8 protein-coding genes are annotated in these 26,088 nt (G+C 65.1%); 6 read left to right on the plus strand and 2 right to left on the minus strand.

Annotation, left to right across the window (positions count from 1 at the left end; all coding sequences use genetic code 11):
- Positions 1–100 precede the first annotated feature (100 nt).
- The 3 genes from CDV44_RS06345 (at position 101) to CDV44_RS06355 (ending at position 3,604) form a co-directional block, all read left to right on the plus strand.
- The gene (locus CDV44_RS06345) at positions 101–1,045 is read left to right on the plus strand and encodes a sugar kinase (protein WP_087687113.1); all 945 of its coding nucleotides are present in this window, start codon (positions 101–103) and stop codon (positions 1,043–1,045) included.
- A gap of 97 nt (positions 1,046–1,142) precedes the next feature.
- Positions 1,143–2,324 carry a beta-ketothiolase BktB gene (gene bktB, locus CDV44_RS06350; RefSeq protein WP_087687114.1) on the plus strand — a complete coding sequence of 394 codons (1,182 nt, stop codon included), beginning with the start codon at positions 1,143–1,145 and terminating at the stop codon, positions 2,322–2,324.
- 53 nt (positions 2,325–2,377) lie between these two features.
- A complete protein-coding gene (locus CDV44_RS06355) occupies positions 2,378–3,604 on the plus strand; it encodes a cystathionine beta-lyase (protein ID WP_249277414.1) in 1,227 nt (408 codons plus the stop codon).
- Positions 3,605–3,728: 124 nt separating this feature from the next.
- Here CDV44_RS06355 and CDV44_RS06360 read toward each other — a convergent pair whose 3' ends face one another.
- On the minus strand, positions 3,729–6,599 hold the full coding sequence (locus CDV44_RS06360; RefSeq protein ID WP_141118683.1) for a hypothetical protein: 2,871 nt from the start codon (positions 6,597–6,599) through the stop codon (positions 3,729–3,731).
- Between the two features lie 502 nt (positions 6,600–7,101).
- On the minus strand, positions 7,102–7,998 hold the full coding sequence (gene serB / locus CDV44_RS06365) for a phosphoserine phosphatase SerB (RefSeq protein WP_087687284.1): 897 nt from the start codon (positions 7,996–7,998) through the stop codon (positions 7,102–7,104).
- A 334-nt stretch (positions 7,999–8,332) separates the two neighbouring features.
- On the opposite strand from serB, the gene CDV44_RS06370 reads away from it, so the two are divergent.
- The 3 genes from CDV44_RS06370 to CDV44_RS06385 all read left to right on the plus strand — a co-directional run bounded on the left by CDV44_RS06370 (position 8,333) and on the right by CDV44_RS06385 (position 26,071).
- The gene (locus CDV44_RS06370) at positions 8,333–14,164 is read left to right on the plus strand and encodes a hypothetical protein (protein ID WP_087687116.1); all 5,832 of its coding nucleotides are present in this window, start codon (positions 8,333–8,335) and stop codon (positions 14,162–14,164) included.
- A 670-nt stretch (positions 14,165–14,834) separates the two neighbouring features.
- A complete protein-coding gene (locus CDV44_RS06380; RefSeq protein ID WP_141118684.1) occupies positions 14,835–20,054 on the plus strand; it encodes a hypothetical protein in 5,220 nt (1,739 codons plus the stop codon).
- Positions 20,055–20,056: 2 nt separating this feature from the next.
- Positions 20,057–26,071, plus strand: a complete 6,015-nt coding sequence (locus CDV44_RS06385; RefSeq protein ID WP_087687119.1) for a hypothetical protein — start codon at positions 20,057–20,059, stop codon at positions 26,069–26,071.
- The last annotated feature ends 17 nt before the right edge of the window (positions 26,072–26,088 follow it).

Below are 26,088 nucleotides of genomic sequence, written 5' to 3' on the forward strand. Positions count from 1 at the left end.
GGGGCATATGCCGCCCCACTTTTCGTCTTGACCCCTTTGGTCCGGTAACACTGTCCCACATCGCCTTTCACTTTCGAACCGCTCCCCCGACGCTCGAACGATGACACAAGCCCCATCACAAATTCAGCAAACGCCGCAAGTGCTGGCCATGGGTGAAGCCATGGTCGAATTCAACCAGTCGCCCGGCGATGCCCGTCAGTACCTTCAGGGCTTCGGCGGCGATACCTCCAACTTCGCCATCGCCGCCCGCCGTCAGGGCGTGAGCACGGGCTTCGTGAGTGCGGTCGGCGACGACCTGTTCGGCCGCATGCTGCTCGACCTGTGGCGAGACGAGGGTGTCGATACGACGACCGTGCGCGTCGACACGCAGGCCCCCACGGGCGTGTACTTCGTATCGCACGACGAGAACGGCCACCACTTCGACTATTTGCGCGCCGGCTCGGCCGCCAGCCGCTATCACGCGCAGGACTTGCCGCGCGACGCACTGGCCAGCGCCCAGTTTCTGCACCTGTCGGGCATCAGTCTGGCCATCAGCGTGAACGCGTGCGACGCAGCCTTCGACGCCATGTCGAAGATTCGCGCCGCGGGCGGTCAGGTGTCGTTCGACACCAATCTGCGCCTCAAGCTGTGGCCGCTGGCCCGTGCCCGCGCGACCATGCGTGAAGCGTTCAGCCTGACCGATGTGTGCCTGCCGAGCTGGGACGATGTCACCGCCGTCACCGGTCTGGAAGATCGCGATGCGATTCTCGATGAACTTCTCTCCCATGGTGTGAAGGTCGTAGCGCTCAAGCTGGGCCGCGAAGGTTGCTACGTCGCGACGCCGACCGAGCGCCGCATCGTCGCGCCGTACCCGGTGCAGGCGCTCGACGCGACCGGCGCGGGCGATTGCTTCGGCGGTGCGTTCGTGGCGCGTCTGGCGCTGGGCGACGATCCGTTCACGGCCGCGCGCTACGCCAACATCTGTGCGGCGCTCTCGACAACCGGTTACGGCGCCGTCGCACCGGTGCCGCGCACCGAGCAAGTGCTGGCCTTGATGGGCGCCTGACAAAACAACTGACGTTTCCCTCCACTGAGCCGCCCATCGCGGTAACCCGGGCGGCGGTATACTCGTTTGCAAACTTATATCCACACGGAGAAGAGACATGCAACGAGACGTCGTGATCGTCAGTGGTGTACGTACGGCCATCGGTGATTTTGGTGGCAGCCTGAAGGATTTCGCGCCGACCCAGCTCGGCGCGATCGTTGCCCGCGAAGCCATGGCGCGCGCGGGTGTTGGCGGTGAAGACGTCGGTCAGGTCGTCTTCGGCAACGTCATCCATTCCGAACCCAAAGACATGTATCTGGCGCGCGTGGCCTCGATCGAGGCCGGCGTGAGCCAGCACGCCCCGGCCATGACCGTGAACCGCCTGTGCGGCTCGGGTCTGCAAGCGGTGGTCTCCGCTGCGCAGTCGATCCTGCTTGGCGACACCGACATTGCAATGGCCGGCGGTGCCGAGAGCATGAGCCGCGCGCCGTACGTGATGCCGGGCGCACGCTGGGGCACGCGCATGGGCGAATCGCGGCTCGTCGACATGATGCTCGGCGCACTGCACGATCCGTTTGCCAACATCCACATGGGGGTGACGGCCGAGAACATCGCGAAGAAGTGGGACATCACGCGCGAAGATCAGGACCGTCTCGCCGTGGAGTCGCACCAACGCGCGGCACGCGCCATGGCCGCCGGCTACTTCAACGACCAGATCGTGCCGATCACGATCAAGTCGAAGAAGGGCGATATTGCGTTCACGACCGATGAACACGTGCGTGCGGACGTCACGCTGGAAGACATGGCGAAGCTACGCCCTGTGTTCCAGAAAGACGGCACGGTCACCGCAGGCAACGCCTCGGGCCTGAACGACGCCGCTGCCGCGCTCATCCTGATGGAGCGTGCCGAAGCGGAACGCCGAGGCGCCAAGCCCCTTGCGCGTCTGGTCAGCTACGCGCATGCCGGCGTCGATCCGAACTACATGGGCATCGGCCCGGTGCCGGCCTCGCGCAAGGCATTGGAGCGAGCGGGCCTGAAGGTGAGCGATATCGACGTGGTCGAAGCCAACGAGGCGTTTGCCGCGCAAGCCTGCGCCGTCACGCGCGATCTCGGTTTTGACCCGGCCAAGGTCAACCCGAACGGCTCGGGCATCTCGCTGGGCCACCCGATCGGCGCCACCGGCGCACTGATCACCGTGAAGGCTTTGCATGAGTTGCAGCGCATCGGCGGCCGCTATGCGCTCGTGACGATGTGCATTGGCGGCGGGCAGGGCATTGCCGCCGTGTTCGAGCGCGTGTAAGTTACACCCCGGGGGCCGGCGGTGTTGCCGGCCCGTGTGATTCCGGAGCTGTGATGACGCAAGACAACCGCAAGCCCTCTGGGGCGCTCGAAAAGCCGGACGCCAACGGCTGGCATTGGCAAACCAATATCCTCCACGCCGACACCCAGTTGCCTGCCGGTTTTGCCGCGATGCCTGTGCCCGTGGCGCGCGCCTCGACGGTGATCTTCCCCGATCTGGCCGCCATGCGTGCGCTGGACTGGAAGAACGACAGCCAGTGGCGCTACGGCCTGCATGCCACGCCCACGTCGATGGAACTGATGCGGCGTCTGGCGGCGCTCGAAGGCGGCAAGCACTGCCTGTTGTTCCCGTCCGGTCTGGGCGCCATCTCCAACGTCTATTTCGGCCTGATCCAGTCGGGCGACGACGTGCTGATTCCCGACAATGCCTACAGCCCGAACCGTGAGCACGGCGACTGGCTGCAAGCCTCATTCGGCATCACCGTGCGCTACTACGACCCGCTGATCGGCGACGGCATCGGCGCGCTGATTCAGTCGAACACCAAACTGATCTGGCTGGAAGCGCCGGGTTCGGTGACGATGGAAGTGCCGGACATCCCCGCGATTGCCCGCGTGGCGCGCGAGCGCGGTGTGCTGACGGCGATCGACAATACCTACTCGGCAGGCATCGCATTCCGCCCGTTCGATCACGGGGTGGACATCTCCGTGCAGGCGCTCACCAAGTACCAATCGGGCGGCAGCGATGTGCTGATGGGCTCGGTGGTGACCATCGATGACGACGTGCACCATCGCCTGAAGCAGGCCCGTATGCGCATGGGTGTGGGCGTGTCGGTGGACGATTGCAGTCTGCTGCTGCGCAGCCTGCCGAACATGCAACTGCGTTTCGACGCCCACGACCGTGCGGCGATGACGCTGGCCACGTGGCTCAAGACGCGCCCTGAAATCGTCGCCGTGCTGCATCCGGCCTTCGAAGATTGCCCGGGCTATCAGAATTTCCGCCGCGACTTTACCGGCGCGGGCGGCTTGTTCTCGGTGGTGTTCGACGAACGCTATTCGCAGGCGCAGATCGATGCCTTCATCGAGGCGCTGCGTCTCTTCAAGATCGGCTTCAGCTGGGGCGGTGCCCACAGTCTGGTGGTGCCGTACCGCGTGCCTTCCATGCGCACGGCGATGCCGTGGCCGCACAAGGGTGCGCTCGTGCGCTTCTATATCGGTTTGGAAGATGTGCGCGATCTGCAAGCTGATATCGAAACCAGCCTGAGCGCCCATCTGGCCGGGTAAGCCACCCGGCGTCGATTCGCTGCGTGCCGGTTGACTGACGGCAGAGCGCGAATTCCGTGTATGACGTGCCAAACGGTCGCACACCTGTGCGTGTCCGATCGTTTGGCACTGACCTGACTCCGCCCTAGTGTTCCTTGTTACTCGTCCGGATCGACCCGTCGGGCGCTTGCCATTGCGCGCTCGCAGGAAGACTCAACGCTTCGGCGGCGCGCGCACTCGCGGACGTCGACGGTTTGCTCAGGTTCGCGTGCCGCACGACCAGCGCTTCCGTCTTGTCGTTGCTACTGAGTGCGTCCTTCCGATCCTGAAGTTGGGGCAAAGTGGTGCCTTGCAGGTACCGAAGCCGTTCCGCGATGTTTTCCGTCGCCGCATTGCTCCGCGCGTTGGCCTCTCGTTCGGACTTGGCTTCAGCCTCTTGTCCCGCCTTTTTTGAAGCTTTTTCTCTGGACAATTCGTTGGCGGCCGCAAGTGCCGCATAGCCCCCGTTTTGGTGCAACAACTGGGTTTGCTTTTTGATGGTTTCCTTTAGCGTCTGTGCAGTGCGGTTGGCAAGCGAGGTCACTGTGGCCTTCGATGTCGTGGCAAGTTGCGTCGTCTGTGACATGGCTTCATCACGTTTTGCGGCGGCCGCACGTGTCGTCGCAATGCTCAGGACTTCGGGCGCGACCCGTTGCTCGGCTTGCTCTGCGACGTCGGCTGTGGGCAACATCTGGCCCTCATCCGGCGAGATCATCTGCCCATGCGTGGCCTTTGCCTTGGCGACGTGGTTCTGGAACACCATTTTCACCACGTCCGCGTCGGCCTCCGGGTTGGCGCGAAGGAATTCGACATAGGCCGACACTTCCTCGCGGATGATCGCGTCGCGTGCTTTCTTGCGTGATCTGGCGAGGTCGCGGCCGTAGGCCGGGCCGATGTCGTCAAGCACCTGACGAGCCACTTCCGAGGGCGGATGTTCCCCCGGCAGTGCTTTTTGCCACGCGTTCTGTACGGCATTGCCGACCATCTCCCGCATGGCCTGCTGTTCGCGGATTGTGATCGTCGGCATGATCTCGTGTAGGCGCGTTTGCAGGCGATCCGCCTCCAGCCGAAGCAGGATCTTTTCGGTAATCACGCGCCGAATGCCGTCGATGACCGTTGGCACGTCGTGATGTTCGAGCGCCATTTCCGGCACCTGCCGCCAGCGGGGACGCAGCCGGAAGACGATGATCGCAGCGCCCAGTCGCCCCTGCGAGGCGAGCAAATCTCGAAATGACGGCATCAGACTCTCCGCACGCAACTGGTTCAGCAATGCACGCCGGCAATCACCCGACTCACGGGGGGCGTTCAGAAGTTCGACAAGGAAGCAGGTCTGGCAAGGGGCTCCCCTGCCAAGCAGCAAACGCAAGACATCGTCGCGTTTGATCGATTTGTCCACCATCTCGTGCAGCAGGTCTGCCCATGCATGGGCCAGCGATTCGAGCGTTGGCGCGCGATGCCCGAGTAGTGAGGCGTAGACGAGTCCCACTTCGCTCGACAATGCGTTGAGAACGGCACGCGCGGGCAGTGTGTCGTCGTTGACCAGACCGGCGAGCAACCGCAAGTAATCGACGTTGACACGAAACGCGAGCTGGTCGGCCCTGTCGCCGTTTGCGAAACGCAGACCGATGGCCAGCTCCTGCAAGAGTTCAGGTGTCAGCAATCGTCGCGCCGTCAGGCATTTCGCCGTGGTGTCGTTCACCATGCCGTGGGCACGCAGTGCACTTGCGGTGGCGAGAAGCGTTTGCAGTGTGCGAACCGTTCTGTGAGTGCTGTTCTCCGTAGGGGCGCCGTAATCTCGGTGATAAACGAAATCGACTGAGTGGCCCGTCAACGTCTGAAGCATCGAGAGCGCACTCGCGCACGAGTCGCAGGTGTCGAGCAGACTATTGACATGAATGCTGGTGACGATGGGGCGGCTGCGCATGTCATGCACGATAGCCGCGGCGATCGTCTGTTCGGAATCCTTCAGGCGGGAGGGGCCGCTTTCCCTGTCGTCGCCAAGCACCGGCAGATCGACCAGGCCGACCGTGTGTGTGCCGGAGACGCCTTGCAACGCTCGCGTCATGCGCCGTCTCGCGTCGACGTAGGTGACGTCATCGATCGTGACCTCGTCGGCATCGCCCATCGATTCATGGATGTGCAGTTTCAGCGTATCGAAACGCTTGCCGCCGGAGGTCGAGAAGTAAAGGACCCGGCCGTCTTCGCTGCCGAGCGAGGCGAACGCAATGTTGCCCCCCTGCAAATGCGTCTTGAGATCGGTGATGCCTGCGGCGTCGGCGATATTCCATTGGTCGTCGACAGTGAACACGAGGTCCGGACCGAGAATTGTCTGATAGGTGAGCGCATCGTTGGCGTGCCGCGCGCCATCGAATCGTTCGCGGCTGTCGATGCTGCTCTTGCACATCTCGACGTATCCGTTCTGCACCGGTCCGGACGTGATGATTTTGAACGCGAGCGCCTGATCCTGGGCAATCGGCGAAGGATACTGCGAGAGGTGCTGCGACACATTGGCGAAGGTTGGTGTTGGGGTGACCAATTCCGGCAACGCGTTCAGCCGACTCTTGTACTCGTTGAAAAGATCGATGCAACGTTTGTCCATCGGCACCATCGGGTCCAGACGTCGCAAGTGTCCGGGGAGATTGCTGGTGCGCATGGTGCCTGCTGCGTAGTACTTGCCCGGATCGGCCTCGACGACGACATGGGGCGACATGCCGCCGATTCGAAAACCGTTCACGGTCTTCCGGAACGGCACGCCGTCGACAATGTCGTCTAGCTCGACCTGCGTGAGTTCAAAGTCAAGCGGCGTGAACTGGCTGTTGGAGAGATCGGCCTGCGTGGGTACGCGAGGTATCGGCAAGGGACTGGTGGGGGTTCCCTTGATGGACTGACGGTAGACCGGCTTCGGGGGAAGCGCCAGATTTCGGGTGTCCTCGTCTCCCAAATAACGCTTGTGGGCTTGCTTGCCCGTTACCCTCACGTATTTTTCGTCGTGGACAAAAAGGCCTTGCGGATGCGCCGGGAGGCCTGAAGCATCTATCGCGAATACGGTGCCGGGTGTGACGGTGACCTGCGACATAAGATCTGCCGCGCCGCTGGTCGACGTTGACGGGATCGCCGTGTCGCCTCGCACGCGTCCTGTCGTCTCTTCGGGGAGGAAGTCCCTGAGCGCCGGGCGCGAAGTGCTTGCGTGAAGTTTGGGCCACGCAGGCTGCGACGCCGGCGCTTTCGCGGGCGTGCAGAGCGTGGCGGTGGTCGTTGCATTCGGGGCGCGCAGGCGAAAACCGTCGCGAGTGCTCGTGCACGGCGACTCAGACCCGGCGGGCGGAGGTGCCGCAGGCGTCGACGTGCGGACAATGGACGAAGGATTCATGGACTTGCGCTGGCTCGCGTCGAAGGAGTGTCGAGCAAGCGTGGCAAGTTGTCCGCAGCGAAACTTTCATGATTCGCTCAGCGTTCCCGAGTGTGGGAATGTGCCCGCGTCAGTCCTTGCGAAACAGCGACAGCAGAGCGTCGAGCCCCACGTGATTGAACGCGACCGAGGCGCGCTCGCGCACGACCGGCTTGGCGCGGAACGCGACCGACAGCCCGGCGATGGCCATCATCTGCAAATCGTTCGACCCGTCGCCCATGACGATGGCTTGCGAAGGCGTTGCACCGAACTGTGCGGCGACTTCGGCGACCGTACGCGCCTTCACTTCGGCGTTGACGATCTCACCGATCACGCGGCCGGTCAGCTTGCCGTCGACGATCTCCAGCGTGTTGGCGCGGGTGACGTCGAGATTCAGCCGGGCTTTCAGCCGATTGGTGAAGAACGTGAAGCCGCCTGAGACGAGCAGCGTCTTGATGCCCAGCGCTTGCACGCCGCGCAGCATGTTTTCGGCACCCGGTGAGAGTTGCAGGCGTTCCTCGTAAACCTTTTCCAGCGCGCTCGCATCCAGCCCTTTGAGCAGGGCGACGCGGCGCGTGAGGCTTTCGTTGAAGTCCTTGATCTCGCCGCGCATGGCGGCTTCGGTGATCGCCGAGACTTCGGCCTTCAGGCCGCAGTAATCGGCGATCTCGTCGATGCACTCGATGGTGATCAACGTCGAGTCCATGTCCATCGCCACCAGCTTGAAATCCGACAGGCGGCGCGCGCTATCGACCAGCACGGCGTCGACACCATGTGCCTGCGCGAAAGCCGCCATGGCGGTGCGCAGCGCCGGGGTATTGGTGACATCGGCCACGCGTGCCACGCCCGGTGCGAACGTCGTGGCGGCGCCGGGGGCGAGCGCCCGGATGCCGTCGGTCAGGGCCGAAAGATTCACGGTGTCGGACGGGTTGCCCGCGTGGGCGGCTTGGGGCGGGGTGGCACCCAGAATGACGAGATCGTTGGCCATCTTGAAGGAAAAGTTCGGCAAAGGTGCAGCCACTGGCGTGTGTCATGTCGCGGGCCGGTTTCCGGCGCGCACACCGCGGGCGCGACCGACATTCTACCGGGTTGCCGCTACGCGGGGCGGACTCCGGTGCCAACGGTGCGTGGACAGGACGCTTGGGGCTTTGCCGCAAACCACGTGCCGGCAGACGCCGGGCCGCGGCGATGAGCGAAACGTGACAGCGCACAAGCCGGCACCCGCCAGAAGATTGGCATCGAATTATCGAATTGCGGACACCGATGGCGTGACGTGGGCACGCTTGGGAGGGGCCTGCCTGACCCGTTTGTTAGGAGCTCATATGCGGATAGATACGACGCGCGGCTGTCCTGCGTGGCAATTGCAGGGGGCAGAGGTCGCGGCCGATGCGGCAGCGCGCCTGCGCCACCTTTGGCAAGCGCAGGCACACCTGCCGTTGCCACTGTCGGTGCGCGGCATGGACTGGCGTGCGCAGACGGTGTTCTGGCTACTGGCAGCGCCGGAACGCTGGGGCGTGCTGGGCGCCATACTGGCGCCTCGGCTTCTCGCAGGCAGCGGCCGGACCGGTATCGCCGGCATCTTGGAGATGTTGGACACATCGGGCGCGAGCGTCGAACGAATCGAGCTCGCCGCGACGCCTCAGGGGGCAGTCGTTGAAGCCGGGTCAGGCTTGCAACTCTGCCGTGACGGTGATCGCTTTGGTGTCTGGCGCAATGGTGCCGTCGATTGGCCCGACGCGGGCAAGCGTTACGGCGGCCTGTGCCACGCGCTGGTGGCCACGGTGACTGGGAGCGATGTCGCCGGCGTGACGGACGACGATGTCAGGCCGATGATCGAGTCGCTGCCCGCGATCGTTTGCGATACCCCCGACACGGCCGTCGCCTTGTGGCAGGAACTCATGGGCAGCGAGCCCACGCAGGCGCGTTGCGACAGCGTGCCGATGCCGGCCGGCGCGATGCTCCAGCGCGGCTTGTTTTGGGCGGCAGGCGGCGTGGCAGCGTACGCGCTGGAGGCTGGCGGTGCGCCGGGGCTGACGGCGATATCGGCAGTTTCCGCGATATCGGCGGGCGCGCTGGAGGCTATCGCATTGACCGAGGCCGTGGTACGTCTGTCATGTGCCGGCGCCGACCCGGCGGAGCGGGCGAAATACGAAGCGGCACTGGCGCTCGCGTTACCGCCGCTGGCGCGCGCCGACATCAAGGGGCTGATGGCGCGGCTCGAAGGCGCCGGCGCGGACGTGGATTTCTTCCATCTGACCGGTGCGCTGCGCCGCAGACTGGCGGCGCGCGCACCCGGCCAGACGGCAGGCGACGTGATCGCCCGGTTTTCTGTGCGCGATATCGAACGGGCCGCACGGGAGAACGCGTGGCGCGCGCGAGCGTGCGCGCCGGTCGGCCGCCCGGGTGGTGAGCAGCTATTGCGAATGCTGCTGGAGCTGGCACACGAGAGCGGGCTTCTGCGCGCATGGGGAAACGCGCAGGAAATTTCCACCGAGCCCTATGCCAGACGCGTCGCGCACTGGAACCACCAACTCGACATCTGGGACCGGCAAGCGTCGACGCAACGGCGCGCCGCCGTCGTGCATGTGGCGTGCAACGCGACCGCACACGCACCGGCATTCGGTGTGATGGCGAGTGTGCACGAGGCGGTCGACTTGCCGAACGGCTGCGACACCAGCGACACCCCCAGCGACGCCACCGATCCACTGCTCAATGCGGCGATCGCCATCACGTCGTCCGGGATCGGCGCGGCGTTACGGCAGGGGGCGCAATCGCGCGCGGTGCAGTTGGCTGGCGTGGCGCTCGCGGGGACGACCGCCCTTGCCGTCGGCCGATACGCGTACGAAGGCACCCGGGCGTGGCTACAGCGTGAAAGCGATGTTCCCATCGACGATCTGCCGCCGGGCGAAGCCTACCGGCATGGGCGCGCCGAGGCGTCGCGCGGCTTGCAGGACAGTCTGAATCTCGACCAGCTGCTGGCGCTCAGCCGATGGCTGCTGTGGAAAGAGAGCGAGGCCGACCAAGCGGCCATGACGGCGGCCTACACCGCGGAATTGTTCAGCAACGTACTCGCCCGGCGCACCAACGGCAGCGTGCCCGCGAACCTCTCGGCGTTGCTGTCGGCGCCGGTCGTCGTGCGGTATCGCGAGACTCCGTTTCCGGTGGGCGGGGCGGGTTACGGCGTGCCCCACGGAACACTCCTGACCTACAAGACCTTTACGCTTCAGGACATCGCGCTCGGTCAGCACTTCCGCGAAGAGTTTCTGAAGATCGCCGGTGGCCGCCGCGTCAATTCGGTGAACGCGATCGGTAATGTCACCGACGTCGCCAGCGTGTTAAGTGAAGTCGACACGGATGCCTTCCGGCAGGCGCTATACGATCAGGACACCGCGCACATCAACGATCTGAGCCGGTCCCCGGCCGCCATCGGTGCCTTCTCGCAGTACATCAACGCACGGGCCTTCCACACGGTCATGCAGGCGATGTCGACGGCATCTCACAACCAAAGCGAACCGATCGCCACGCAATCGGCGGCCGAGTACGAGACGATGCAGACACTGCAACTGGTGACGTTCCAGAAGTGTGTCGTGGCGGGCCTGCTGGCGGCAGTGCACAGCAACGGCGCCTCTGCGTTGTTGATTTCGCTCAAGCACGGCACCTCGCTCTGGTGGGATGCCACCGTCGAGACAACCGACGCGTTTCGCGATTTCATGCGCAGCCATCTGTCGGTCATCGAGCGGGAGCGACTCGAAAACCCGCTGCGTATCGACGATCTGTATTTCCGGATCGGCCCGCCCCCTGAGGTCCCGGAATTGTGCCGTGTCAGCGTGGCCGAGCCGCAGCCCCAACTCGACGAGGCGCAGGCGCTTGCGCTCAGCCCCGGCGTGCGCACGTTCCTGCTGTCGTTGACCTACTTCGATCCCGATTTCAAATTCCTCCCCAGCGATGCCATTCACGAACAACTGTGGCAGGCGGAAATTCGGGCCTTCCGGGATAACCTCGACGTCAAGATCGTGACCCGGCAGGCCCGCGACGAGCGCGATTGGGAGCAAGTGAAGCAGGCCATGTTTCAGGCATCGAGTGCGTTTTTCCCGTTGCTGTTCGGTGCTTTCCCGGGCTCGCCGCTGGTCGCACCGATTGTCTTCGGTACCTCGGTCGGTGCGGGCGTAGCGTCGATGTTATCGATCGCACAAAGCACGGAGAAGGCGGACATTCGGGACTTGCGCAAGGCACACAGCGAGTTGCAGTTCGGCGGCCTGATGATGATCACGAATTTCATGCCGGTCGATACGCAGGTATCGCGCGCCGTGAAGGCGGCGTTTTCCTACACGGGCACCGCAGCACGCGAAATCATCACGCGCGGCGAGGCCATCGTGAACGCGCCGCCTGCGGGCGGACGGCGCCGGCGCCGGCTGCTGGTCGAACGTGCCGAACGGCTGGTGCGCGAAGCTTCGATGCCGGGCGCACTGACGCCGCAAGCGCTGGAGTCGCCGTGGGACACCATTACCCGGCTGCGCTCCGAGCGCGGTGTGATCGACTATCAGTCGAGCCAGCGCGCCGTGGCCGTGATGGATGGATTGCCTTGGGGGTTTCTTGGCAGCCGTCTGGTGCCGGTGAAGACATTCAGCGAACTGTTGCAATTGCCGCCGGGATACCCGATCGCCTTCGCAGACAGTGAGGGCAAGATGTTTCTCGCCGGCGTGACGCTGGGAGCGGGCAGGGTCATGGGCAAAAGCGCCGACGACAACAACGCGTTGCTGCCTACCGAGTTCGCACTGCTCGACTTTGCCGACAAGGCAATGCATGCCGACGTGCTGAGCTTCGGCAGCGATGGGCGTGTCAACTCCGACGGCGAGACGATCCGGATTTTCGTCGATGAATCGATTCGGGAACTGGTACCTCCGCTGTCGATGCCGGACGTGACAATTCCGCAACTCGCACCACGGCCCATGCGGCCGTCGCGGCCTTCAGGCCGGCCCCGGCCCTCAGGCATCCGGCCGACGCTCGTGCCGGACGACGCCGGCAATCGAACAGGGGCATCGGGGAATGCCACGCGCCCATCCGGACATTCGGGAGAAGCCTCGGATGGCCCCGTTCCCGACCCGGTACGCCTGTGGACAGACGTCGTTGCCCGCTGGCGCGCCGGCACGCCGGTTTCCGATGGGCCCCCAGTGCCGGCCATCACCTACAACCCGCCCGCGACCATTGCGCGTAAAGCCGTGTCGGCACTGAGCGAGGCCTTTGTCAAACAGTGGCAGACACCGGACTTTGCCGACGCCATGGCGCGGGTACTGGCCAGCATCGAAATGGGGGTGCTGCTCTGGCGGATGAGTCAATTGCCCGTGGCGCATCAGCGCATGGTGCGGCGGCACTTGCAGGGCAACGACAGCCTCATGACGGCGCAGCTCGACGACGCGCCGTTGCATGGCGTTGTCGCGCTCAGCAACGACAGCGACCACCTGCTGCTATCGCTCACCACGGGCGAGGTGCTGTTATGGCATGGCGATCGTGCGGTCGTTGGCAAGCCCGAATTGCAGGATTTCATCGCGCGGCACCTCAGCGAGTTCAACCTTTTTGGCTATTCGCATGCGCTGGACATTCGGGAGGGGCGCACCGTCGGGGAGGATTCACCGCACCTCACGTTCGTCACGCGGCTCGACAAGCACGCCGCCGTCGCGCGCGATATTGGCGACAGGCTGACGTCGAATTTGCGTTGCCGGGCCGGTGTCCGCGGGGGATGCGCACGATACGGCAGCATGGACGACGACACGCGGTATCTGGTGGCATATGCCGCCCAAGTACTACCGCCGGGCGACCGAGACACATTACTGGGCGCGGTGCAGGCAGTGCATGGGACGGCCGGTCGTCGACGCCGGCATCCGCCGCACATCTACACCTTCGACCAATTTGCGCCAAGCCGCGATAACGGCTTAGATCTGCCTTTTGCACACTTTCTCGGGCAGACGATCGAGGGCTTTGCTGCCGATGCGTTCAGGCGCCTGCCCGGTAGCAAAACGCTGGCACAGACCGTCGCGTTCGCACGCATTTTTACGGAAGAACAACTGGCGCGCTACGCGTGGCATGTGGGCTACGGCGATGTCGGGGCGCTCGTCGAATCGGGGGTTGGCGACGATGCATTCGGCTACGCACTCTCGGAAGCCAGCCGTCCGGCGAGAAATGGACGATACGCGGCGGCCATATCGGCCACGTTGGGGCAAATTCTGAAGGGCATGCCAGAGAGCCGTTCGCACGGTCCCGGCGGGGCGTTCCTGAAGATCGCCGACAGCGGCACGCTCCGCGCGATTCCTCCCGGCTATCGGTTGTTCCTCGGCGAAGCGGCATTGCTGGCCGAACCGCCGGGGAGGTTGTACGAAATGATCAGCCTGGGCAACGGGACGGCGGCTGCATGGGATCGTAGTCCTACGACCGGGGGACCACCTCGCCGGTTGCAACGCATCGATCTTGCGGGAGAGAACGATCTGATCAGGTTCACTCGCGAGGGACTGACATGGATCAGCGGCGAGGCGGTCGGGCTGTGGGCCGAGGGAGGTACCCCGGGGGTCTTTGTCGAGCCCCGTTGCTCGCCGGTGAGCCACGGGGCGGTCGACGGGCAGTCACTGCTGAAGGAACTGGTGAGCTTTCCGATCGTCAACCGGGCGCTTCAACAACCCATGGATGCCGACGATCCGGCGATGCTCGAACTCATCAGACTGCAAATGGGCGTCTACGACGTGCGCAACGTTCAGTTCCGCCTGCTCGTGTCGTGGTCGGCGCCATGGCAATGCCGGCCCGACAAGTCGTTCGTGGTGATTGCCGAGGCGAAGGCGCACGGCAAGCTACAGCCGAGTTGCTCGCCTTGCCTCGTCGTGGTCGACCTGTTTGCGACACGCGTGCTGGGTCGCAGACAGGGGGTGTCGCGTGTCGGCTATGTGAGCAGCGAGGCGGATTGGCAGACGGTGTACGCGCAGCATGCGGGGGATCGCTGCATCAAATACATCGACTTCAACAATGCCACCGAGGCGCTCGAAGCGGCCAGCGAATACGACACCTTGCCGGGCGTGGGGCCTTACGACCACCGGCACGGCGGCGTGCTCCTGAGCGTGCCCGACTGGCGTCGCTACCCGCCACCGGGCTGGCACCCGGACCGGCGATGAATCCTGTCATCGTCGAGGCAGGACGCAGCACCCACTGGCAACTGCATGGCGCAGACACCCCCGCCGATGCCGCGACACGGCAGCGTCAGTGCTGGGCCGCGCGCGTGCAAATGCCGGCACCGCCCATCGTGCACAACATGGCGTGGCGCGCCCAGGTCGTGTACTGGTTACTCGCGCAACCGGCGCGCTGGGGCGTGCTCGCAGCTGAACTCGCGCCGAGGCTGCTGGCAGGGAGCGGCCGGTTGCGCGTTGCCGGGGTGCTCGAAATCGTCGACAAGTCGGGGGCCATGATTGAGCGTCTGGACATCGCCACGCCACGTGCCGCCGCCGTGGCCGTCAGTGGCCTGCACCTGCTGATTTGCCGCGACGGGGCACGCTTTGGCGTATGGCATGCGGGCGGTGTCGACTGGGGCGACGACGGATTGCCCGGCGGCGCACTGTGTCATGCGTTGATGGCATCGGCGTGCGGTGGCCGGGTGGCCGACGTCAGGCACGACGACGTCCGGCCGATGATCGAGTTGCTGCCGATGATCGTTTGCGACGCACCGGACATGGCTGTCCTCATGTGGCACGACATGATGGGCACGGACACCGTAGATGACGACCGTCGCTGCGACCCGATCGGCATGGGCGGGATGGTGCGGCGGGGGTGCTATGGGCGGCGGGAGGCGTGGCCGCGTACACCCTTGGCGCGGTGGGTGCGCCGCTACTGGCTGCCACTTGCGCCGGCGCGCTGGAAGTCGCCGTATCGGGCGAGGCCGTTGCACGACTGTCGCGCCGTCAGGCCGACCCGGCCGAGCGGGCCAGATTCGAGGCGGCGCTCGCACTCACGTTGCCGGCGTTGGGGGGCACCGACATCCGGGCGCTGATGCTGCGGCTCGAGGGCGCCGACGCGCGGCTCGACTTCTTCCACCTGACCAGTACGATCCGTCGCAGGCTGGCCGCGCGCAGCGATGGCGAGACGGTCGCCGGAGTGATCGCCCGGCTGCCCATGCGCGATCTCGAGCGAGCGGCACGGGAGAATGACCGGCGGCAGAATGCGCCCGAGCGTATCGGTAGTGAGCCGGTATTGAGAACCGTGCTGGCGTTGGCGCACGAAATCGGCTTGTTGTGTCCGTGGGGCGGCGCGCAGGAAGTATCGACCGAGCCTTATGACAAGCGAGTCGCCCACTGGCGCGCGCAACTCGATGCGTGGGACCGGCAGGCGTCGGGCCGGTTGCGTGTGGGCATCGATCATGTCGCCGGTAACGCGACGCGCCGCGCACCGGCATTCGGCGTCACGGCGCAAACGCACACCGATGCCGAATCGCCCGCCAGCGTCAGCGATCCGCTCCTCGATACCACGATCGCCACCACCTCAGCGGTCATGGGGGCCGTGTTCCGCCGTGGCCCGAGCTTTCGCGCGGTACAGGCGGGCGTTGCCGGGTTGAGCGTCGCGACGGTGCTGGCTGGCACCCGATACGCGTACGAACGGACCCGGTCGTGGCTGGAAAGTGATGTCCCGATCGACAACAGGTTGTCGGTCGACGCCTATCGTCGCGGGCGCGCCGAACCTTCGGACGGCCTGCAAGACAGGCTGACGCTGGACCAGATACTCACCCTCCACGAGTGGCTGGCATGGGCCGACGAAGATGCCGGCTACGACGCCAGAGCCCGAACGTATGCCGCCTTGCTGTTGGGCAATGCGCTCGCCCGGCTGGGCAATGGGAGCGCACCGGCAAACCTCCCGGCGTTGCTGGACGCGCCGCTCACCGTGAGCCTTGTCGAGAACTCCTTTCCCGTCGGCGGGGTGGGCTATGGAGTGGGGTACGGGGCCATGCACACCTACAAGACGTTTTCGCTGCGCGACGTTGCGCTCGGTCAGCATTTTCGGGAGGAGTTTCTGAAAATCGGCGGCAGCCGCCGCGTCACCTCGGTGAGTGTGTCCGGCGATGACGCTGACGTTGCGGAGGTGCTGCGTACCGTCGACAGCGATGCCTTCCGGCAGGCGCTGTATGACGAAGACAACGAGCATCTCAGTCGTCTGAGCGGTTCCCCGGCCGCCATTGCCGCGTTCTCGCAGTACGTCAATGCGCGCGCGTTTCATGTGGTCATGCAGGCGAAAGCGGCCATCACCGACGACCGGAGCGGGCCCGTCGCAGGGCAATGGGGGGGCGGGGTCGATGCGACGCAAACCCTGCAACTGGTGACATTTCAGCGGTGTGTGGTGGCAGGTCTGATGGCTGCGGTGCACGACAACGGCGCGTCTGCGCTATTGATTTCGGTGAAGCACGGGACGTGGTTCTGGTGGGATACCAGCATCGAGACGACCGCGCCGTTTCGGGACTTCATGCGCAGTCATTTGTCGGTCATCGAGCGCGAGCGGCTCGAAAACCCCATGCGCATCGACGATCTGTATTTTCGCATCGGCCCGCCGCCCATGCAGACAGAACAATGCCGGACGAGCCCCGGGGGCCCGGCGTCCGCCGACGACGAGGCGAAAACGCTCGCGCTTGCGCTGAACCCCGGGCTGCGCTCGTTCATGTTGTCGCTGAACTATTTCGACGCCGATTTCAAGTTTCTCCCGAGCGAAGCGATACAGGAGCAACTGTGGGCCGCAGAAATGCGGTGCTTCCGAGACAACCTCGACGTCAAGATCGTCACGAAGACGGCGCGCGAACAGCGAGACTGGGAGCAGGTGAAGCAGGCCATGTTGCAGGCCTCGGGGGCATTTTTCCCGCTGCTGTTCGGTGCGTTCCCCGGTGCACCGCTGATCGCGCCGATTGTGCTCGGTGGCTCGCTCGGCTCGGGGGTGGCGTCGCTCATGTCGATTGCGCAAAGCACGGAACACGCCGATCTGCGTGAGTTACGCAAGGCCCACAGCGATCTGAAATTCGGCGGGATGATGCTGGTCATGAATTTCATCCCGAGCGATACGCGTGTGTCGCGCGTCGTCGGCGCGGCATTCTCCTACTCGGGCACAGCGGCACGCGACATCATCAAGCGCGGCGAAGCCATCGTAAATTCGCCGCCCAATGACGGCAAGCGGCCGCTTTCGCTACAGGACGAACGTGTCCAGCGGTTCGTGCGCGAAGCGTCGGTGCCCGGGGGCAGGACATCCCGAGTGTCGGAGTTGCCGTGGGACACGATTGCCCGGCTACGCTCCGAGAGCGGCAGCATCGATTACCTGACGAGTCAGCGGGCGGTCGCGGTCATGGACGGCTTGCCATGGGGCTTTTTGGGCAGCGGGTTGATTCAGGTGACGACGTATAGCGAGCTGTTGCGATTGCCGTCGGGTTTTCCGATCGCGTTCGTGGGCAGTGACGAGACGATGTTTCTGGCGGGCATGACCTTGGGCGCGGGCAGGATCGTGGGGAAGAGCATCAACGACAACAACGCATTGTTGCCCACAGAATTTGCATTGCTCGATTTTGCCGACGAGACGATGCATGCCGGCATTCTGACGTTCGGTCTCGACGGTCAGGTGGAATCGGACGGCGAGACGCTGAAAATCTTCGTCGACGAGTCGATTCGGGCACTGGTGCCGGCGCTTCCCATGCCCGACACGACCATTCCCCGGCGGGTGCCGGTATCGACCACCCACGCGTCACCGCAGGCCGGTTCACCCGGCAGCCGGCCACCGTCCGACGCGACAACCGAGGCGGCACCGGGCGATGGCTCGAACCCGACGGCTATCGGCATCGGCGAGACCACTATGCCGGAAAGACGGCCATGGGAGCGCATGTTTGACGACCCGGTGCGCCAGTGGTCGGAGATCGTCACGCGGTGGCGGAGTGATCGCGGGGGCACTGTCACGACCACTGCCACCGATACCGCCGGCGCCACGACTACCCCTAGCGCCCCCAGCGCCCCTAACGCCACTGATGCCACTGATGCCACCAACGCTACGAGTACCGCGACTGCGCCGCAGCGGGCGCCGGCCATCATCTTCAATGCCCCGGCTTCGATCACGCTTGAGCAATTGTGGGAGCAATGCGATGTCGTGACCAAGGCGTGGCTTACGCCGGCGTTTGCCATCGCCATGGCGGCGGTGCTGGCGCGCATCGAAACCGGCTTGCTGCTCTGGCATATGCCGCAGTTGTCGAGGAGGCAGCAGGACATGGCCCGTCGGCACGTGCAGGGCAACGACAGCGCGCGAACTGCCTGCCTCGGAGAGGTGCCGCTGTACGGCGTGGTGGCGCTGACCAGTGAGAGCGAGCACCTGCTGCTCTCGCTCACGACGGGTGAGGTGCTGACGTGGCGGGGCGACCGGCGGCCGGTTGGGAAACCCGAGTTGCAGGACTTCGTGTCGCATCATTTGAGCGAATACGACCGCTTCGGTTTTTCGCATTTGCTGCACGACGGCGAGGGGCGTGACGTTGCGGATGACGACGTGCAGATCAACTTCCCGGTCGGCGCCGACCGGCACAGCGGACTCTCGCAGGACTTGCGCGACCGGCTGGTATCCGATTTGCGCTGCCGGGCCGGTGTTCGCCGCGGATGTGCACGCGACGACAGTGCGGACGACATGCTGTATCTCGTGGCTTGCGCGGCCATCGTGCTGGCGCCGGCCGACAGGGACGTGTTGCTCGGTGTGGTGCAAATGCTGCGGGGGCCGGGGCCGCGACGCGGCGAGCGGCCGCCCTACGTCTACGCGTTCGATCGCGAGGTGCGCGGGGGCCACAACGGCCCCGATCTGCCGTTTGCCCACTTCCTCGGGCAGAGAATCGAAGGCTTCGCGGCCGACGCCTTCCGCCGCCTTCCCGGCAGCAGGACACTGGCGCAGACGGCGGCGTTTGCGCGGCGGTTTACCGAAGAACAACTGCCGCACTACGCATGGCATCTGGCGCACGGTGACATCGGCGCACTGGTCGAATCCGGTATCGACGACGACACCTTCGGGTACGCGATGTCGGTCGCCGGCCGCGCGGCAAGAAACGGCCGATTCGCGGCCGCGATCTCCGCGACGCTGGGGCAAATTCGCCGGGGCATGCCCGAGCGGAGAATGTCCGGTTCGGTGCGGGCATTCGTCAAGATCACCGACAAAGAGACGCTTTGCGCCATTGCACCGGGCTATCGCCTGTTCGTCGGCGAATCGAGCGCGTACCACGCGAGGCCTGAACTCCTGTACGAGATGATCACGCTGGGCAACGGGACGGTGGCCGCGTGGGATCGTACCGCCAATGAGTCCGCTCCCGCGCTCCGGTTGCAGCGTCTCGATCTCGCGGGGGAGAACGATTTGATCCGGTTCACGCGCGACGGCATCGCGTGGGTGGGCGGCGGGCCGGCCGGATTGTGGGCAGAGGGCGACGTGCCCGGGGTCTTTTCCGAGCCGCGTTGTGCGTGGGTGAGCGAAGGGGGGCTCGATGGCGGGCAACTGCTTCAGGAACTGGCTCGCTTCCCGATCGTCAATCGCGCATTTCAGCGGCACGCCGACGGTGGCGATCCCGACCTGCTCGAGCAGATCCGGCTGCAACTTGGCGCCTATGACGTGCGCAATGCGCAGGTGCGCATCCTGCTGTCATGGTCTGCGCCGTGGCAATGCAAGCCCGACAAGTCCTTCATCGTCATTGCTGAGGCGAAGGCCAACGGCAAGTTGCGGCCGGGTTGCGCACCCTGCCGGGTGGTGGTGGATCTGTTCGCGGCGAGAACGTTGGGACAGGGCGAATCCTCGGTCGGGTACGTGGTGAGCGAATCAGCGTGGCGGGACGTGTATCGCGCCCGTGCAGGGGAGCGCTGCCTCAAATACATCGACTTCAACAATGCGGCCGAGGCGCTCGACGCCGCGCATGAATACGACACCTTGCCGGGCGTGGGGCCATACGATTACCGGCATGGTGCCATTCTCCTGCACATGCCCGATTGGCGGCGCTATCCGCCCCCGGGCTGGCATCCGAGCCGGGGGCAATAGCGATGCGAATCGAATCGGGCGGGCGGAACCCGTGGCAACTGTGCGGCGCGCAGGTGCCTTGCGACGCCGCGACGCGTCTGCGCCTCGGCTGGCAGGCGCAAACACACGCCGCCACTCCAACGCAGGTCACCAACATGGATTGGCGCGCGCAGACCGTGTACTGGCTGCTCGCGCAACCCGAGCGATGGGGGGAGGTGGGGGCAGTGCTGGCGCCACGATTGATTGCCCGGTGCGGCCGTCTCGGCTCGGGCGGCGTGTTCGACATCGTCGATGCCTGTGGGGCACCTGTTGAACGTCTGGACGTGAGCGCCCCGCATGAGCGGGAGACGACCGGCGCCGATCGGCACTGGCAGATTTGCCGCGTCGGCGCCCGGTTCGGCCTCTGGCGGGAGGGGGGTGTCGAGTGGTCCGATGAACGCCAGCCGTACGGTGGCCTGTGTCATGTGTTGATCGCCTCGGCGTCACGGTGCGCGCTCGCCGAGCTTGCCGATGTTGTCGATGACGACGTTGAAGCGATGGTCGCGTCATTGCCGGACATCGTGTGCGAAGCCCCCGACGTGGCGCAGGCCTTGTGGCACGACCTGATGGGCGGCCCCGCCGACGGCGGGCACGTGAGTGAACCGGTCGCGGCGAGCGCGCTGTTTGCACGTGGCGCGCTGTGGGCTGCGGCAGGCACGGCCGCGTGCGCACTCGGAACGAGTTTGCCGCTGGCCGGAGCGATCACCGCCGGGGCCCTGCAAATCGGCGTATTGGGGAGTGCGTTGCGAAGGGCGGTTTCGACGCTATCGAGCCATGCCGATCCGGCGGAACGTGCGAAATACGAAGCTGCGCTGGCGCTCAGCTTGCCGGAACTCGGACGCGCCGATCTCAAGGCACTGATGGCACGGCTCGAAGGGGCCGACGTGCGGCTCGACTTTTTCCATTTGATGGCGGCCATTCGTCGCAGACTCGAGGCGCGCACGGCAGGTCAAACACCCGGCGACGTGGTGCGTCGATTGCCGGTACGCGACTTCGAGCGGGCCGAGCGCGAGAACACGCGGCGCACGCCAAACCTCACGTGCGGCAAGCAGGCGCTGGAGACGTTGCTGGATCTGGCGAGCCAGCACGGGCTGTTGAGTCCGTGGGGCGATGAGGTGGCGTCGGCACGTCAGTCCCGGCGCGCCGAGGCATGGCAAGACGAGCTGTACGCGTGGGATCGTGCGGCGTGGCAACGGGCCGCTGCGATCCGGTACTTGCCGGGACCTGACAGTCAAACCGCGCAGGCCGGGCGAGCGGAAAGTGCCGAACCCCCTGCCCACGGCGAACTTGCCGAGCCTGTCGAACCCGTCGAACGCGGCGAACGACTGCCGTTCGCGAACCATACGTTGCGGCCACGGCACGCGGCCGTATCGTGGCCATCGATCCGAATCGCGCCGCCCCCGCGTGTCACACCCGAACCGTTATCACCCGCGATCGCGGGCGGTGTGTATGCCGCACCGCCATTCGCGCCGGACGATGTGCGCGCGGCGAGCCATGCCACCGATCCCACCGACCCCACCGACCCGTTACTGAACACCGGAAGTGCCATCGCCACTTGGACCATGACCCGCGCATTACGCGTGGGACTGAAGTCGCGCACGGTGCAGGTGGGCGGGCTTGCGCTTGGCGCGGTGAGCGTGGCCGCAGCGGCCCGATATGCCTACGACCGGGCCGCGTCATGGCTGAGCGACGATCCGCTGCGGGTGGATTCGCCAACGGATTTGCAGGCAGAGTCACCGGCGGGTTCATCCGCAGAATCGCCCTCGGCTTCGCCCATCAGCGAAGCCCGGCGCGCAGAGGGACCGCCGCCACCGCCGGCCGTCCGGGATCTGCGAGATGGCTTGAGTCTGAGCAAGTTGCTGACACTGGGCGACTGGATGGCATGGGACGACGCCGCGCACACTTACCGGGATGCGGCGGACTCGCACACCGCATGGTTGATCAAGGACGTGCTGACGCAGCGCAGTGCGGGCCTTGTGCCGTCGAACGTGACGGCGATGCTCGACGAATGGGTCAACGTGACGTATCGCTCGATCCCGTTTCTCGTCATGGGGAACGCGCATGGCGTGCCGTCCATGACGTTGACGACCGTCGAGAAGTACCGGTTGCGGGACGTCGCACTGGGGCATCACTACCAGAAAGAGTCACTGAAGCTGGGGGCGACAAAGGAAGTCCGGTCGGTAGCGGTCAGCGACGGTAATCCCGAGGTGGCCCGCCTGTTGAACGCGGTCAACAACGACGACTTCCGGCAGGCCTTGTACGACGCCGACATCGCCCATCTGGCGCAACTGGAACGTGCGCCGGAGGCGGTCGCGGCGTTTGGGCACTACGTCAATGCCCGCACGTTTGCCATGATCTTGCAGGCGAGATTGTCCGAAGGCAGCCCCGCATGGGCCGCCGACATCGTGAAGCAGGCCGCTGCCGAAAGCGAGCGAGGCAACACGTTGCGCCTGTTGACGTTCCACAAAAGAGTCATGCCCGGCTTGCTGGCGGCGCGCCATACCAACGGTGAAAACGCATTGCTGGTCTCGCTCAAGAGCGGCACTTGGCTCTGGTGGGATCGAACGGTCGAGCGAGGCGCGCTCTTCCGGGAGTTCATGACGAGTCACTTGTCGGCGCGCGATCTCGTCAAGCTCGACAACCCCGTACACATCAGCGATCTTCAGTTCCGTATCGGCAGGAAGACGGGCCCGGGGTCGGGCATCGGCTGGGGGCCGGGCGACGGCGGGCCGGTCGGCCTATGGTTCGCCAATACCGAGACGCGGCGGGAGATGTATCAACCCGACTTCGAGTTCCAGTCGAGCAACGCGATCCGGGACGAGTTGTGGAAGGCGGAAGTCCGCACCGTGCGCGAAAACATGGGCGTACGTATTGCCACCAAGTCATGGCGCGATCGCCGCGACCGGCTCGCGATACAGCACGCGATGCTGCAAGGCTCCGGGGTGTTTTTCCCGCTCCTGTTCGGCGCATTCCCGTTGTCAGTCTGGGTATCACCGGCCGCGTTCGGCACCGGGGTGGCGACCAGCTTCGCCAACCTGATGCTGATTTCGGCGGAGGCCAAGGACACCGATCTGGCCGGCATGCGCAAAGCGCAGCACGACATGAAGCTGGGCACGCTGATGATGTTCGTGCATCTCTTGCCCATCGGCGCGGCCGAATGGCGGATCTTCAGGGCGGCGTTCGGCTACACGCTGGCGGCGTCGGGCCATTTGCTACGCAGCAGTCATGCGGCCATGGACGCCATGCCGTCCCCGAATTCCGACGAACGCCGCGCCATGGTGCAGAGCCTTGTCGGTCTCGCCGACCTGCATTTGCCTGATAACGCATCGCCGATGGAAACGCCGCAACGCCCGTGGGATGTCATCGATCATGTGCGCGCGGCCTATGGCGGGAGCAGCGACAGCAATATACGCAGGACGGTGGCCATCCGAAACCGCAACGTCAACGGCTTTCTCGGGCTGCGACTCGCCCCGGTCACGACGCGTGATGAGCTGTTGCGATTGCCGCAGGGATACGCCATCGCATTGGCGGACGAGTTCGGCACAATGTTCTTCGCCGGCATGACGTGTGGTGACGGCGAGGTGGTGGGCAGCGGCACCGATCCCGCCATCGTGACGTTGCCGACGGATTTTGCGGTCATCGATTTCGCCGGCAAGCATGCCGACATTCTGACGTTTCACGGCAACGGCAGCGTGGAGGTCTCCGGTGCCATGTTCTCGATGTTCATCGACGAAACGATTCGCCAGCGCGTGCCCGCCATCCCGATATTCGACCCCGACGCGGGGCGCGTGGCGGTGCGGCCCGTGCCGTCGGCAGCGCCCGAGACGATACTGCCGAATCCTCCCCTGAATCCGCTGCCGGGCCCGCCGCTGAGCCCACTGGCGAGACTGCTGCCGGCATCGCAAACGTTTGAAGAAAAGGTGTCGTGGTCCGATATCGTGGCGCTGTGGCGAGCCAATCGGTTAGGCATGCGGTTGCGCAAGATCGATCAGATTGCAGCCTATCAAGTGTCCGGGTTTCGTCATCAGATATTCCAGCGCTGGAATGTGTCCGAATTCAAGGCAGCATTGTCCGACGTGCTCGCCCGTGTCGAGACGGGGCTGCTGCTCTGGCACCTGCCGTTTCTCGACGCGGCGAATCAGGGGCTGGCGTTGCGGCGGCTACAAGGGGTCGAGCCACTGCGTACGGCGCGCTTGTACGACGCCACGTTGTACGGCGTGGTCGCATTGAGCGGTGTCGACCGGTTGGATGAAGCGCGGGTGTCGGACGGTGTGCGCAACTACCTGCTGCTGTCGCTGATCACGGGAGACGCGTTCGGCTGGACGGGCAACCTCACGATCAAGGGACGGCAGGCCTTGCAAGCCTTCGTCAGGCCTCATCTCAGCGAACACCGGCTGTGGGTCTACCGGGGCTTGCTGAACGAGGATGGTGCGGTGCCCGGCGTGCCCGGCGACGCGAGCCCGGACCCGCTGGCCGCCGTGACCTTCGTGACCCGTCGGGGCGGGCATGGCGATATGGTGAACGACCTGCATAGTCGAATCTTCTGGGACCTGCATTGCCGGGCCAGCGCGGTCGACATCTGTATGCAGGACGACCGCTCGCACGACCTGCTGTTTCTGGTGGCCTATGCCGCCAGCGTGTTGCCGCCGGACGATGCAAAAAAACTCACCCGCGCGGTGCGTGCGCTCTTGCGGCCGAGGACATCCGATACGCCGTTTGCACCGCCCCGCGAGATCACCGATGCGGCGTTGGTCCATACCCGATGGACGGGCCCCGATCTCTCGCTGGCTCATTCCATCGGACTGATGGCACGTGAAGCGGCTGCCGCGAACGGCACGTACCCGCTGGCCGGCAAGGCACCGGATGATGCGGTGATGCAGGCGATCAACTTTGTCGATGCGCACCTGACGCCTTACACCAAGGGCGTGGCGCGTGGCGAGATGGCCGGCCTCGTCGAGTGGGGCGTGGGCAGCAGCACGTTCGGCCGGTCGCTGCTCAACGCCAGCTTCCATATGCAGGCGACCGACCGCTTTGCGGCAGTCATCGACACCATCTGGGATTCGATGCCGATCAGCGCCGATGGCTACACGTCCGGGACGTCCGGGCGGGGACTCATCCGCATCAGCGACGCACCATCGTTCGCCGCCGTGCCGCCGGGCTATCGCCTCTTTCTGACCAGCCCGCTGGGGAACGACTACGACGTGCAGGTGTGGTACGAAATGTTCAGTCTGGGGCAGGGCGTCGTGGCGGGATGGACGAGACGCTTCGAAGATGGACGCCTGCCGCCCCGTCTGGAGCGCATCGATCTGCTGGCAAACAATACGTTGCTCGCATTTACCGGCGACGGTGTGGTGTTGAAAGACGGCACGCCCGTCTCGATGTGCGCAGAAGGGCTCACACCGGGAATTCATATCGAACCCCGCTGCCCGCCTGCCAGCAACGGGACGGTCGACGGGACGCTGCTGGAGCAGGAGATCGTGGCGGTGCCGCTGGTGCTCACGGCCATCGAGCGGCGCTCGGACGGCGCCGACGCCAATCTGCTGGCGTCGATTCACGCGGCCATGCAACGGTTCAATGTGACCAACATTCGGTGCCGTGTCGTGCTGACGTGGTCGCACGCCAATCAATTCAAACCCGATTGGTCCTATGCGCTGGTCGGCGATGCCGAAAAGCCGTTCCGCCGAAGCGAGACGCCTTGCCGGGTCGTCGTCGATATTTTCGCGAGTCATGCGCTGCCCGATACGCTGCATCCCCCGTACTTTGGGTACATCGTCAGCGAAGCGCAGTGGCAGGCCGCTTACATCGCGCGGGCGGGTAAGCGACACGTCAAATACGTTGATTTCGACACGATTGAAGACGCTCTGAATGCCGCGCCGACGTTTGCCGATTCGCGGGGCGTGTTGCCGTTCGACTACCAGGAGAATGCGTTGCTGTTGCACGCTCCGGCATGGCCGAATTTTCCGCAGCCGGGCTGGCACCCGCGGCAGAACTTCCGATGACACCGGCGGGCATCAGC

Origin of the sequence: Pandoraea sp. PE-S2R-1, assembly GCF_002179865.1 — a bacterium.
Classification (GTDB): domain Bacteria; phylum Pseudomonadota; class Gammaproteobacteria; order Burkholderiales; family Burkholderiaceae; genus Pandoraea.

Excerpts from the sequence above, each read along its gene's own strand:
- CDV44_RS06345 (WP_087687113.1), top strand. The coding sequence starts at position 101 with ATGACACAAGCCCCATCACAAATTCAGCAAACGCCGCAAGTGCTGGCC.
- bktB (WP_087687114.1), top strand. The coding sequence starts at position 1,143 with ATGCAACGAGACGTCGTGATCGTCAGTGGTGTACGTACGGCCATCGGT.
- CDV44_RS06355 (WP_249277414.1), top strand. The coding sequence starts at position 2,378 with ATGACGCAAGACAACCGCAAGCCCTCTGGGGCGCTCGAAAAGCCGGAC.
- serB (WP_087687284.1), bottom strand. The coding sequence starts at position 7,998 with ATGGCCAACGATCTCGTCATTCTGGGTGCCACCCCGCCCCAAGCCGCC.
- CDV44_RS06370 (WP_087687116.1), top strand. The coding sequence starts at position 8,333 with ATGCGGATAGATACGACGCGCGGCTGTCCTGCGTGGCAATTGCAGGGG.
- CDV44_RS06385 (WP_087687119.1), top strand. The coding sequence starts at position 20,057 with ATGCGAATCGAATCGGGCGGGCGGAACCCGTGGCAACTGTGCGGCGCG.